A 12,524-nucleotide genomic window follows, 5' to 3' on the forward strand; every position below is an offset into this window, starting at 1 on the left:
AAAAGGGCCCCTGCGCAGCCTCACATGTGGCGCAGGAACGTCATGCAGATATTCCAGGTGTCCCGCACCGGCCGGAAATGGCTCGTGGCGCGTCCGTCCGCCACCCGGGCGGCCACGGGGAGCGAATCGATGGTGAATCCACCCCGCCATGCCTTCATGAGGATTTCCATCTCCAGGTGGTAGCCGCTCGCCTCCAGGGAGACCCCTTTCAGGAGCCGCGCGGAGTACCAGCGGAACCCGGACTGGCTGTCGGTGATGGCGAAGCCGGTCCGCTTCCTCATGCACCAGACGCCGAAGCGGTTCCAGACGGAGCGAAGCCCCGCCATCTCCCGGAACTGGGTGTCGCGGGAGGCGATGAGGACGTCGGCGTTGCGCTCCCGGGCCCTGGCCGCCAGGAGCGGGATCGCAGAGGGATCGTGCTGGCCGTCGGCGTCCAGGGTCACCACGCCGGAGCATCCGTGGGCGAGGGCCCATTCGAAGCCGGTCCGCAGTGCCGCTCCCTTGCCGCGGTTGCCGTCGTGGCGCACCAGGTTCACGCCCAGCCCCTCCACCGCGGCGGAGGTCCCGTCGGTTGAGCCGTCGTCAACCACGAGGCACGACATCCCCAGGCCGAGGACTTCCCGGACCACGGCCGGCAGGGTCCGGGCCGCGTTGTAGGCTGGTATGATTATACAGTATCCCAACGGTCAACCAACTGATCGAGTGTAGTGAATGCGAATCGTTCCAGCAGGGCGTCGAGTCGCGGCGCCGCATCGCTGCGCGGTCCGTAGGCCACGAAGGAACGCAGGGGCGGCAGCGCCAGCCGCGGGCCCTCCGGGTCAACCTCCCGGGGATGAACGTACAGCACCGCCGGCATGCCGCGCCGGTTCAATCCCGCCATGGTGGCCCCGATCAGCCCCAGCGGGAAGAACCGGAAGCCCCACCCGCCGCCCGTCGGCAGGTTGCCCAGGGGGGTTCGCGTCACCAGGGGCGGCACCTCCACCAGGTGCCCCGCCGGGGTGTCGATCCTGAACGGACCGCGCGGACCGCGCCGGTCTCCCACGAAGGGGAGCGGCGAGAGACTGGAATCGTACCGGTATCCCTCATCCCGCAGGATGGGAAAGGCCCAGGGGGTCCGCCGGCGGCAGAGGGACCACTGGGGTGCCCGGAATCCCACGGGGCGCCGACCGGTCTGCCGCTCCAGGAGCTCACCGGTCCGCCGCAGCTCCGTCCGGAACTCTTCGGGAGAGAGCTCGGTCACGAGCCGGTGGGACCAGCCGTGCGAGGCGATCTCATGGCCCGCTGCGGCGATTGCCGGCGCCAGGTCCGGATGCCGTTGGGCCACGGAACCGAGCAAAAAGAAGGTGGCCCGGCTGCCGCGCCCGGCCAGCAGTGCCAGCAGCCGTCCGACGGCGGGGACGACCCGCTCCGCTTCGGCGCTGACGACCGGCTCGCCGGGGAGCCCGCAGACATGGTACCAGTCCTCCACGTCGATGGTCAGGGCATTCAAAGCGGGCATCACCGAGAAAAAAGGGGGGATGGCATCCCCCCCTCTGCTTTCAAGAATAGCGAAAGTATAATACTTTCGCCTAACGTTAGTCAATACGCAGGGAATCGGCGCTAACGAAACATATTACCCTTGACCCCCGCTGCCCTTTTCGGAAACAATACGCTCCGCTACTTCACCTTGGCGAGATTCAGATGAACATTCTCCTGCTCCGCCCCCATCCCGGCAACGACCGGTTCGGCCTCGGCCCCTTTTTCAGGGTCGAGCCCCTGGGGCTCGAATATATCGGCGCGGCGCTCCGTGCCCACGGCCACACGGTCAGCGCGGCAGACCTCCGCTTCCGCCCCGGTGCCGCAACCTGGGTCAGGCGCACCCGGCCCCGTCTCGTGGGGATCTCCTGCCTCCACGCCCTGGAGTACGAGCGGGTGGTTGAAACGGCCCGGGAGGTCAGGCGGGCAAGCCCCGATGCCTTCATCTTCGTGGGGGGACATGCGGCCGCCGCCTTTCCCGCTCCTCTGGAGTGCGATGCGGTGGACGCCATCTGCCGCGACGACGGGGAGGAGATCGTGCCCCTGGTTGCCGCCGCCCTGGCGAAGGGCGGGCGGCTCGACGAGGTGCCGGGGCTCCGGCTGCGTGAGCCTGACGGCTGGCGCGACACCCCCTGCCTCGACCGCCAGACCTGCCTCGACCTCGTGCCGCTCCCGGCCCGCGACCTGGTGGACCGGCACCGCTCCGGCTACCACTGCCTTTTGTTCAAGCCGGTCTGGCTCGTGGAGACGGCCCGGGGCTGCCCCCACCGCTGCTCCTTCTGCTCCGTCTGGCAGCTCTACGGCCGTTCCTGCCGCGAGCGGAGCATTGCCGCGGTGGTGGAGGATTTCGCCACGGCCGGGGATTCGATCTTCGTGGCCGACGATCTCTTCTGGCACAATCCGGCCCGGAGCCTGGAGCTGGCCGATGCGCTGAAAAAGCGCGGGGTTTTCAAACGCTGGATTCTCGTCCAGACCCGCACCGACCTCATCTGCCGGAGCGCCGACCTCATGGCCGCCTGGCGTCCCCTGGCCAAGGATTTCGACATCTTCCTGGGCCTGGAGGCGGCCACGGACAAGGGGCTCGCCGGGATCACCAAGGATTCCGGCGTGGCCGAGAGCGTGGAGGCGGTGCGCCTCGCCCGGGAGCTGCGCTACGGCATCAACGGCAATTTCCTCATCGACCCCGACTGGGACGAGGACGATTTCCGCGACCTCTGGGACTTTGTGGCCCGCTACGGCCTCCAGCGGGCCGGGTTCACCATCCTCACGCCCCTGCCCGGCACCGATTTCTTCCGGGAAGTGGCCCCGCGCATTGCCCGCCAGCCCTGGTCCAACTTCGACATGCACCACCTCCTGTGGGAACCCCGGGTGGGCGCCCCGCGCTTCTTCGAGCTCTATGCCGAGACCTGGCGCCGCTCCATCCTCAATACCTCGGGAGACAAGAGCCTGGTGGACTGGATGAAGCAGGTCCGCCCCTCCCAGATCCCCTACATCGCCCGGGTCCTCTGGCGGACCCAGCGGATGATGAAGCCCGAGGCCTACCTCAGGGAGTACGAGGCGACCCGACCCCGGACAACGGAGCCCCTGGTTGATTTCAGCGCCGGGGCGTGCTGCAGGGGAGCCGCCTGATGTCCCGTTCCCCCCGGCTGCTGCTGATCTACCCGGCGACCCACTCGCTCGGTTGGGCGCGTTATTTCCAGCTTCCCTCCCATTCGCTCCAGATGGTGGCCGCGGCCACGCCCCGCCACTGGGAGGTGGTCCTGGCCGACGAGGTCCATGACGAGGTCCCCTTCGACGGAACCTTCGACCTGGTGGGGATCACGGCCATGACCCACCAGGCGACGCGGGCCTACGAGATCGCCGACCGGTTCCGGGCGCGGGGTGTCCCCGTGGTAATGGGGGGCATCCACCCCACGGTCCTGCCCGAGGAGGCACTGCTCCATGCCGACGCGGTGGTGATCGGTGAGGCGGAACCGGTCTGGGCCCAACTCCTCGATGACCTCCTGGCCGGGTGTCTCAAGTCGGTCTACCGGGCGCCGGTCCCCACGGGTGATCTCCTCTCCGCCCCCTGGCCCCGCCGCGAGATCCTGGCCGGCCGCCGCTACCTCACCACCCAGACGGTCCAGGCGAGCCGGGGCTGCCCCTACGACTGCTCCTTCTGCACCGTAACTCCCTACTTCGGCCACACCTTCCGCTACCGCGACCCCGACGACATCCTGGCCGAGATCCGCTCCTTCAGACGCAAGCTCGTGGTCTTTCTCGACGACAACCTCTTGGGCGACCCGGCCAAGGCCCGGCCCATCCTGCGGGGGCTGGCCGAGATGAACGTCCGCTGGGGCTCCCAGACCAATCTCCGCTTTGCCGAAGATCCGGAGCTTCTGAAGCTCGTGGCGGACTCGGGGTGCATCGGCCTCTTCGTGGGGATCGAGTCGGTGGTCGGCGCCCACGCCAACATGGCCAAGTCCGGCACCCGTTACTCCCAGGCCGATCTCATGAAACGGGTCCGCGACGCCGGCATCATCCTGGAGACGTCCATCATCTTCGGTTTCGACGACCACGACGAGAGCGTCTTCGATACCACGGTCCGTTTCCTGGAGGAATGCTCTCCCAGCGTCCCCACCTTCCACATCCTCACCCCCTACCCCGGCACGGCCCTGTTCCGCCAGTTCCAGGAGGAGGGGCGGCTCCTGACCACCGACTGGTCCCGCTACGACCACTCCACCGTGGTCTTCCGGCCCCGTCTCATGTCTCCCGAACGGCTCCACCGGGGCTGGCTGGAGGCACGCCGTGAGGCCTACTCCTGGCGGGCCATCGCCACCCGCGTCATGCGCAATCCGGGGCGCCGCCTGACGAATCTCGCCTATAACATCCTGCGCAAGGGGCCAAACGACCTGCTGGAGGATGAGGCGCCGTAGCGCGGCCCTCGGGGCCATGCTTCCGGCATTGTTGCCCCGGACTGTTTCGCCGATGCGCCACGTCGCGCATCGGTCCCCTTGCGAACACGCCGCCCTGATGCTATCCCGCCGGTCCGGCCAGAACTGCTGCATATCCGGGAACGATCCCGTCCAGAGTCAGTCAGGGACAAGCTCTAAAGAAATGGTTCACAGCCGGGCAGAGAAAGGGTAATAATGATCACGGGTGAAATCCATCCCCGGGGGAGACGCCGGCATAATGCAGCCAGAGCCCGTCATTTCTAACATTGCCCATGTCATACAGATGTCCGTGGCGCCGGTTTTTCTCCTCACCGGTGTCGGCGCGATCCTGTCCGTGCTCATCAATCGGCTGGGTCGCATCGTTGACCGTGCCCGCGTCATCGAGCAGAAGCTCGCCGATCCTGCCGGGGATGGCAGGGCCTTGTCACGGCTTGAGCTGGCAACCCTCGGGCGCCGCATGCGGCTGATCAACTGGGCCATCAGTTCGTGCACGATAAGCGCGCTCCTCGTGTGTGTGGTCATTGCCCTGCTTTTTGTGGGTGCGTTCCTCCACATCAATGTATCGGACATTGCGGCCCTGCTGTTCGTGTTTGCCATGCTCGCACTGATCGGAGGCCTGCTGGGCTTTCTCCGGGAGATTTACCTGGCGATCGCCACTGCACGCCTGGGGATGCGCTGACGCCGGTGACCCCGGACTGGGCGCGATGCCTACGCACAAGCCCAGCACCCCGCTCCACGACAACATATTCCGATCCGCCTATCTCTTCCCCAGGCACATGCCGGAGGCCTGTGGACCGCCCTGCCGGTGACCGCTTCTTTTGGCAGCCGCGGATTTCCGTAGTTCCATCCCACGGGGTGCTTCAGGCAGGACTCTGCCGGCTCTCGCAGAAGGCGAAGGGGCCCGGGGGCTGCCGGTCCTGAGTCAGACGGCGTTCCGGGCGGTCTCCCCTCACGCGAGTTTCTGCCGCCAGTTTCGAGGACTCTGCCCTGACAGCACCGGCAGCCTCCCTGACTGTCGCTTCTGCGACAACTGTTACGGTTGGTGTCGTGTATCCTTTCCTCTTGTTTGCCTCTATTCCGTGGACCCTCACAGGCGTAGCAGAAGAGAAGATGTTCCGCGCACCATTTCCGACACATCCAAAGGGCGAACCACTGCTGCTGGTAGCGGGCATGGCGGCAGGCCGGACGTGGCCAGCGCAGGTTTTCGACGGCGCTTCGCGCGGCATATCGGTTTCAGCAACACGGAGAATTTACGGGCAGTCAAACTTTCCCGACAGACGGACTGATTTGTTATTTCCTATTCTGCCGAAGCTGTGTACTGAGTCGCGGCGGCATTAACTGCCCACGAGCCAGTTCTCTGCCAGTATTTGATTGTGGGTGATGTTCGTCCATGAGCTTGTGCGAACGAGTTGATTCTTTTACGGCATCAATGGGTTTGGCTGAGTAGTCGAAACCCTGACTCGAAGTGTTTGATCAGTAACTGCAGGGGTATTGGAAGTGATTCATCGGTATTTCGAACATGCACCGTTTCCCGTTCTGCTGGTGGAGCCGCAGGGACGCATTCTGCAAGCCAGTCCCGCTGCCCTCGAGTGTCTTGGAATAGCCTTCCCTCATCCCTCACCCCGCACACTGGCCGACATCATGCCCGCTGAGCAGTGCGCGGCCGTGCTCCGCGCCGGCGCTGCCATGACTGACACCGGGTTCTGGGAGGGAGAATGTTCCTTGGCCGGGCAGGGTGGGCAGCCCGTCCGGGCATTCCTCCGGGTGGCCAGGGTGGATGATGGCTGTTTCGTCATCTACCTGTGGAACTCTGCCGGGCGCGGCATCTCTGAAGAGTTGCTGCGCATCCGCTTGCATCTGTCGGAACGTGCCCGGTGCGAAAGCCTCGACGAGTTACTCCGGTCGGCCCTGGATGCCGCTGAACGGCTGACCGACAGCAATATCGGCTACCTGCATATCATTGACCCGGACCGGGAGCAGACCCCCCTGCGGGCGTGGTCGAGCAACACCCTGACCGCCATGTGCCGGGTGAGAGGCGGGAAAGAGCACCATCCGGCCGGCAGGGCCGGGATCTGGGGCGATTGCTGCCGCGAGCGGACCGCCGTCATCCATAACGATTACGCCAGCCTTCCGCACGGGAAGCAACTGCCCGAGGGGCATCCTCCCATTGTCCGGGTGATGGGCGTGCCGATCATTCATGGCAACAAGGTGCTCGCCGTTATTGGCGTGGGCAACAAACCGACGGAGTATACCCGGGAAGATGCGGATGCGCTGCATGAGCTCGCCTCTATGATCATGGATCTGGTGGAGCGCAAACAGGCGGAAGCACAACTGGTCACGAGCGAAAAGCGCTTCAGGACGATCTTCGAGCAGGCGGCGGTCGGCGTGGCCCTGGTTGACCCGATGACGGGCCGGTTCGTCAGGGCCAATGCGAAATACGGCGACATTGTCGGCTACTCTCCCGAGGCAATGCAGACGATGGGGTTTCAGGAACTGACTCCCCCCGACGATGTGGCTGTCGATCTGGAATGCATCTCCCGGCTCCTGAAGGGGGATATCCGCACTTTCACGAGAGAGAAGCGCTATGTGCACCGGAACGGCTGCAACGTGTGGGTCAGGCTGACCGTCTCTCCCCTGTGGGCCGATGGCGAGGAACCGAGCTTCAATATAGCCATCGTGGAAGACATAACCGCCCGCAAGGAGGCAGAGGCGGCCCTCCGGGAAGCGAAGGAGCAGTTGGAGCTCCGCGTCAGGGAGAGGACCGCGGATCTGGAACAGGCTAACCGGGCCCTTCAAGAGGAAGTTACCACCCGCAGACAGGCCGAGGAATCGCTGCGGGGCAGCGAGTCCAGGTTCAGGCGGCTGGTCCAACTGGCGCCCCTGCCGCTGTACTTCGCGGATGCGACGGGCACCATGGTATATGTAAACGACCGGTTCACGCGACTGTTCGGCTATACGGCGGAAGACATCCCGACGCAGGAGGAATGGTGGGCCCGGGTCCATCCCGATGAGTGCTCCCGGGGAGAGGTGATCGGCTCCTGGCAGGCGGCCGTGCAGAGGGCCCGGCACGGCACGGGCGATATCGAACCCGTTGAATACCGGGTCACGTGCAAAAATGGAGGCATTCGCCTGGTGGAGGTCTCCGGGATAACGATCGAGGGCGCTGTCCTTGCGACATTCATCGACATCACCGAGCGCCGGCTGGCAGAGGATGAGCTCCATCGCCACAGGGAATTGCTCGAGGAGCTGGTTCACCAGCGGACTGCTGAACTGAAGCTGCGGAACATGGAATTGGCCACCGAGATTGCCGAACGGCGGCGGGCCGAGGCGACCCTCCGCTGTTACGCCGGGCGGCTTACCGAGATGGAAGAGAACCTGAGGAAGAAGCTTGCCGCTGAACTGCACGACGAGATCGGGAGGGACCTGACCGCCCTCAATCTCAACGTTACCGTCATCGGCGGCAGCATCCCGCAGGCGCCGGACGGGAACCTCAGGGCGAGGATTGAAGATACGGAACGGCTCATCGAAGACATCAGCCGCACGGTCAGGGGCCTTACGGCCAAGCTGCGGCCACCCGTGCTGGACGACTATGGTCTGCCGGCGGCACTGCGCTGGCATGCCGATCTTTTTTCGCGGCGGACCGGGATTGCGGTGACGGTGCATGTGGCCGACACGGTTCCCCGGATGCCGGCTGAGAAGGAAATAGCGCTTTTCCGCATCGTCCAGGAGGCCCTCACGAACTGCTCCAAGCACGCACTCGCCCGGAACGTGACGGTCTCTCTCTCGACCGGCGCCGGTAAGACGCTGATTTCCGTTGCGGACGACGGCATTGGGTTTGCGCGTGAAACAGCCTCACCGACGCCGGCGGGAAGCGGCTGGGGGCTGACGATCATGCGCGAACGGGCGGAGCTGATCGGAGGGGTGTTTCAGGTGGCTACCGCGCCGGGCAAAGGTACGGTGCTGACCGTTGAAATAAGCGAGGATTCGTAGATGGTGATCAAGGTTCTCATTGTCGATGACCATGCCGTCGTGAGGGACGGACTGACCATGATTCTCGAATCACAGAGCGATATCGCCGTGATCGGCCAGGCCGGTGACGGGCGCGAGGCGATAGCGATGGCCGAAGCGCTCAAGCCCAACGTGGTGGTCATGGACATCACCATGCCGGAGTTGAACGGCATTGAAGCCGCCCGCCTGATTTCCAGGGAACAGCCGGCGACAAGAATCGTAATCCTCTCCATGCACGACACCCTTGAGCACATCTACCGCGCGCTTCAGGCCGGTGCGCGGGGGTATCTCCTGAAGGAGTCGGCAGGGGCCGAGGTTACCGACGCGGTGCGGACGGTCATGCGGGGACACCGCTATTTCGGCAGAGGAAGCCGACTGCCGTCCGACATGCACCACTCCGCCTGCGCGGATCTCCCGAGAAGTCCCCTCGACAGCCTGAGCCAACGGGAGCGGGAGGTTCTGCAACTGGTGGTCGAGGGGAAGAAAAGTTCGGAGATTGCGGAAATCCTTTCCCTTTCCCCCAAAAGCATCGAAACTTACCGCAGCAGGCTCATGGTGAAGCTCGGCATCACCAACATCCCTTCCCTGGTCAAATTTGCCCTTCTGCACGGCGTTACTCCCGCAAAATAGCCTTTTCACCGACTGAGTCAAACATTCCCGACAGACTGACAATGTCATTTCGGCTATTTACTGGTACGGGACGCCATGTCCTTTGCCCATATCGCGGATAACCCGCACCACCTGTCCCAACCTGGCACCATATCCTTTGACATGCATGTGCCGCTTCCGGTCCCGGAGCGTACTGTTTCGGCGAAGCACTGGAGGGAGGAATATGGCCGGCAGCAACCAGAATATAGCGTTGCGGATCACTGCCATCTATGCACTCGTCGGCGTGTTGTGGATTCTCTTCTCCGATTGGCTGCTCTGTCTCGCGGTCGAAGACCCCCGCGTTCTCACACGACTCCAGATGGGGAAGGGATGGGCATACGTGGCCGCGACCGCTGCGCTCCTCTACTGGCTCGTCCACCGGGATACGGCGCAGATCAGGCGCTCCGAGGAAGATCTCCTGGTGCGCAACGAAGAGTTGACCGTGGTTGAGGAGGAACTCAGGCAGCAAAACGAAGAGTTTATCGTGGCCGAGGAAGAGCTGCGGCAGCAGTTGACCGAGAATTACGAGAGCCGGAAAAAGCTGTTCGAGGCGAACGAGGCGATGACGGCCATCCTCCAGGCATCGCCGGTAGCCATCGTGGCACTTGACCGGGAAGACAGGGTCGTGGTGTGGAATCGTGCCGCCGAGCGCCTTTTTGGCTGGCTTGAAGAAGAGGTGAGGGAGACGCCCTTTTCCCTGCTCCACCCGGACGATGCGAAGGACGGGAAACGGGTGTGCGCGAGCGCCTGCCGGGAGGCTGTGCTGCACGACATCGAAGGCGTGCGCATGAGGAAAAATGGAGAGCTGGTCAGTGTCAGCATCTCCACCGCGCCGCTGCACGACCCTGCCGGGCTGAACGCCGGCATGATCGCAATGTTCACCGACATTACCGACCGGAAGTCTGCGGCTGAAAATCTCAGGGAAAGCAACGAGAAGTATGCCGAGCTGGTCAATGCCGTCAGCGGCATCGTCTGGGAGCTCGACGTCGAGAGCTTCCGCTTCACGTTCGTCAGCCAGAGGTCCGAGGATATCCTGGGCTATCCCGCCGAGGCATGGCTTGCCGATCCGGGCTGCTGGGAGCGCAGCATCCACCCTGACGACCGCCCGTGGGTCCTTGCTGCCTGCCGCGCAACGCACGGCGAGGGATCCGGCCGCGAACTGGAGTACCGCTCACTCGCCGCCGATGGCCGCATCGTCTGGCTGCGGAACTCGTTCATGGTTGTCGAGGACGCTAACGGCCGCGTGAAGCTCCGCGGGGTCATGACCGACGTCAGCCGGAGAAAGAAAGCCGAAGAGGATCTGTCCATGCTCAACGCCGAGCTCGAGCAGCGGGTGGCACAGCGGACGTCGGAGCTGGAGGAGCTCAACCGGGAACTGGAAGCCTTCAGTTATACGGCTTCACACGATTTGAGGGCTCCCCTGCGTCACATAGAGGGTTTCAGCAAGGCTCTCATGGAGGATTACTACGATACCTTTGACGGCGCTGGAAGGCAGCACTTGGACCGACTCTGTTCGGCAGCCAGAAAGATGGGGCAACTGATCGACGACCTGCTCCGCCTGGCCATGGTCAGCAAGGGAGAGATCATCCGGCGTCCCACCGACCTCAGCATGATCGCCCGTGGCATAGTGCAGGATCTGATGGTGTCCCAGCCCGAGCGCATGGTTGCGTTCAGGATAACCGACGGGATCAAGGTGAACGGCGATTCCCGCTTGCTGCAGGTCGCCATGGAAAACCTTCTCGTCAACGCATGGAAGTACACGGAAAAGCGAAAGGATGCCATCATAGAGTTCGGCGTGGACGAGGACCGGGGGCAAACGGTCTGTTTCGTCCGGGACAACGGGATCGGCTTTGCCAATGAACATGCCAACAATATCTTCAAGCCGTTCCTGAGGCTCCACCGCACGGAGGAGTACGAAGGCTCGGGCGTAGGCCTGGCAACGGTGCGCCGCATCGTGGAGCGCCATGGGGGGCATGTGTGGGCTGAGGGACGGGAAGGGCACGGCGCCGTGTTCTTCTTTACCCTGGACAACTGAAAGCAGAAGACTGTCCCCTGTGGAGGCGATTGGCTGAGGCCCCTCAGGCGAGTTCCGACAGCCTGCGGACCGTTTTTTCGGCAATCATTCCCTCGACCGCGGCAAGATAAGCCCGGAAGTGGCCGGATCCCAGGTGCCGTTCCAGGCAGGCCGGACTCTGCCAGTTCTCGTAGAAGATGAACAGGGCCGGGTCATCCCCATCCTGATGCAGCCGGTATTCAAGGCAGCCTTCCTCCTGACGGGTTTCCGCCACCAGTTTCAGAAGTTCGACCCTGACCGCGTCGACCGCCTCTTCCGTTGCCCGTACCTCCGCGATCACCGTTACTGCCGGCATGACTATCCCCTCCTCTCGTGGGCTTTTCTTCCGTGAACCCGCTCATAGGCCTTGCAGAAGGGGCAGATGTCCCGCTCCACAGTGCGCACGAAATCGAAGCCGACCCCTTTCTGGTGATAGCGGGCATGGAGGCAGACCGGGCACAATTCGCATACCTTTGCGAGGGCCTTGTCCAGTGCCGAAACCTCAGGCGTCATAGCAGCTTCTTCCCCGCGGAGAATGCCTTGCCAACCAGCTGTCCGACCGCGTGATACCCCTTGTGGGCGGTGTCATAGACCAGCGGGCGGATCTTGAGGATGTCGGGGAGCCCGTCCTCGCCCAGGATGGCCTCGTCCGCCTTCACATCGACGATTTCGCCGATGAACTGGGTGTGTATCCCCAGCTCCAGGGTATGCCGCAGCCGGCACTCCAGCACCAGGGGAAACTCCGCCGCATAGGGCGCGTCAACATGTTCGCCGGCCACGTGGGTCAGGCCGGCCGCGGCAAATTTGTCGACATCACGGCCGGAGGCAATGCCGACATAGTCCGCTTCCACCACTGTGGCCTCGTTGGCGATGCCCACCGTGAATGCCTTGCGCTGAACGATGTTGTCGTAGGTGTGCCGGGACGTGCGCACGGATACCGTGACGCACGGCGGGTCGGAGCAGCAGATGCCGCCCCAGGCCGCATTCATCAGGTTCGGCGTGCCAGTGGGGCCATAGGTTCCAACCATCAGGACGGGGGTCGGGACGAGCAGTGTTCTGGCACCGAGTGATTGTTTCATGGGGTCTCCAGTCAGGGATTTCGGAAACGTTCGATTCGCTCTCCAGCGGGCAACGCCGGGGGACGACTCCCGTTGCGGACAGAATATAACTCGGACCGGCAGCAACAAGGAATACTTTTTATCCGGACCGAAGCCGCTCTGGTTGCTCTGGGAAGCGTCGTTGCTCCGGGAGCGACAAGACCGGTCCCCTCCGGCGCTCGCCCGTTCAGGCCGCTGGGTCCGGCTGATCGGGCGAGCGGCGTATGATCTCCACGGAGCAGGGCGCGTGAAGGGCAACGGCCAGGGATA

At 63.9% G+C, this 12,524-nt stretch carries 11 protein-coding genes; 6 read left to right on the forward strand and 5 right to left on the reverse strand.

Features of this window, described 5'->3' with window-relative positions:
- Positions 1-20: 20 nt before the first annotated feature.
- Both AC6CDK_RS07790 and AC6CDK_RS07795 read right to left on the reverse strand, forming a co-directional pair.
- Positions 21-683: a glycosyltransferase family 2 protein gene (locus tag AC6CDK_RS07790; protein WP_039647785.1), complete on the reverse strand. Its 663-nt coding sequence runs from the start codon at positions 681-683 to the stop codon at positions 21-23.
- Positions 668-1,498 (reverse strand): polysaccharide deacetylase family protein, encoded by an 831-nt coding sequence (locus AC6CDK_RS07795; protein WP_039647786.1) that lies wholly within the window; start codon positions 1,496-1,498, stop codon positions 668-670. The genes AC6CDK_RS07790 and AC6CDK_RS07795 overlap by 16 nt, the downstream gene beginning before the upstream one ends.
- Positions 1,499-1,680: 182 nt before the next feature.
- Here AC6CDK_RS07795 and AC6CDK_RS07800 point away from each other — a divergent pair, with 182 nt between their 5' ends.
- The 6 genes from AC6CDK_RS07800 to AC6CDK_RS07825 all read left to right on the forward strand — a co-directional run bounded on the left by AC6CDK_RS07800 (position 1,681) and on the right by AC6CDK_RS07825 (position 11,139).
- Positions 1,681-3,144 (forward strand): B12-binding domain-containing radical SAM protein, encoded by a 1,464-nt coding sequence (locus AC6CDK_RS07800; RefSeq protein ID WP_192904985.1) that lies wholly within the window; start codon positions 1,681-1,683, stop codon positions 3,142-3,144.
- The gene (locus AC6CDK_RS07805; protein ID WP_039647788.1) at positions 3,144-4,430 is read left to right on the forward strand and encodes a B12-binding domain-containing radical SAM protein; all 1,287 of its coding nucleotides are present in this window, start codon (positions 3,144-3,146) and stop codon (positions 4,428-4,430) included. Before AC6CDK_RS07800 ends, AC6CDK_RS07805 begins: the two co-directional genes overlap by 1 nt.
- Positions 4,431-4,686: 256 nt before the next feature.
- The gene (locus AC6CDK_RS07810; RefSeq protein ID WP_039647789.1) at positions 4,687-5,127 is read left to right on the forward strand and encodes a DUF2721 domain-containing protein; all 441 of its coding nucleotides are present in this window, start codon (positions 4,687-4,689) and stop codon (positions 5,125-5,127) included.
- Positions 5,128-5,945: 818 nt separating this feature from the next.
- Positions 5,946-8,438 carry a PAS domain S-box protein gene (locus AC6CDK_RS07815; RefSeq protein ID WP_039647790.1) on the forward strand — a complete coding sequence of 831 codons (2,493 nt, stop codon included), beginning with the start codon at positions 5,946-5,948 and terminating at the stop codon, positions 8,436-8,438.
- Positions 8,439-9,086: a response regulator transcription factor gene (locus tag AC6CDK_RS07820; protein ID WP_039647791.1), complete on the forward strand. Its 648-nt coding sequence runs from the start codon at positions 8,439-8,441 to the stop codon at positions 9,084-9,086.
- 202 nt (positions 9,087-9,288) lie between these two features.
- Positions 9,289-11,139, forward strand: a complete 1,851-nt coding sequence (locus tag AC6CDK_RS07825; protein ID WP_066356750.1) for a sensor histidine kinase — start codon at positions 9,289-9,291, stop codon at positions 11,137-11,139.
- Positions 11,140-11,182: 43 nt separating this feature from the next.
- Here AC6CDK_RS07825 and AC6CDK_RS07830 read toward each other — a convergent pair whose 3' ends face one another.
- The 3 genes from AC6CDK_RS07830 to AC6CDK_RS07840 are packed head-to-tail and all read right to left on the reverse strand — an operon-like array spanning position 11,183 to position 12,236.
- Complete coding sequence (locus AC6CDK_RS07830; protein WP_066356752.1) at positions 11,183-11,473, reverse strand: putative quinol monooxygenase; 291 nt, start codon at positions 11,471-11,473, stop codon at positions 11,183-11,185.
- 2 nt (positions 11,474-11,475) lie between these two features.
- Complete coding sequence (locus tag AC6CDK_RS07835) at positions 11,476-11,670, reverse strand: hypothetical protein (protein ID WP_066356753.1); 195 nt, start codon at positions 11,668-11,670, stop codon at positions 11,476-11,478.
- Complete coding sequence (locus AC6CDK_RS07840; RefSeq protein WP_039647795.1) at positions 11,667-12,236, reverse strand: flavin reductase family protein; 570 nt, start codon at positions 12,234-12,236, stop codon at positions 11,667-11,669. Before AC6CDK_RS07840 ends, AC6CDK_RS07835 begins: the two co-directional genes overlap by 4 nt.
- Positions 12,237-12,524 lie beyond the last annotated feature (288 nt).

The sequence above is a fragment of the Geobacter sp. PheSNFMC genome (assembly GCF_059620965.1).

Bases quoted from the DNA above. Each gene is read 5' to 3' on its own strand.
- AC6CDK_RS07795 (WP_039647786.1), bottom strand. From the start codon at position 1,498: ATGCCCGCTTTGAATGCCCTGACCATCGACGTGGAGGACTGGTACCAT.
- AC6CDK_RS07800 (WP_192904985.1), top strand. From the start codon at position 1,681: ATGAACATTCTCCTGCTCCGCCCCCATCCCGGCAACGACCGGTTCGGC.
- AC6CDK_RS07805 (WP_039647788.1), top strand. From the start codon at position 3,144: ATGTCCCGTTCCCCCCGGCTGCTGCTGATCTACCCGGCGACCCACTCG.
- AC6CDK_RS07810 (WP_039647789.1), top strand. From the start codon at position 4,687: ATGCAGCCAGAGCCCGTCATTTCTAACATTGCCCATGTCATACAGATG.
- AC6CDK_RS07820 (WP_039647791.1), top strand. From the start codon at position 8,439: ATGGTGATCAAGGTTCTCATTGTCGATGACCATGCCGTCGTGAGGGAC.
- AC6CDK_RS07825 (WP_066356750.1), top strand. From the start codon at position 9,289: ATGGCCGGCAGCAACCAGAATATAGCGTTGCGGATCACTGCCATCTAT.
- AC6CDK_RS07830 (WP_066356752.1), bottom strand. From the start codon at position 11,473: ATGCCGGCAGTAACGGTGATCGCGGAGGTACGGGCAACGGAAGAGGCG.
- AC6CDK_RS07835 (WP_066356753.1), bottom strand. From the start codon at position 11,670: ATGACGCCTGAGGTTTCGGCACTGGACAAGGCCCTCGCAAAGGTATGC.
- AC6CDK_RS07840 (WP_039647795.1), bottom strand. From the start codon at position 12,236: ATGAAACAATCACTCGGTGCCAGAACACTGCTCGTCCCGACCCCCGTC.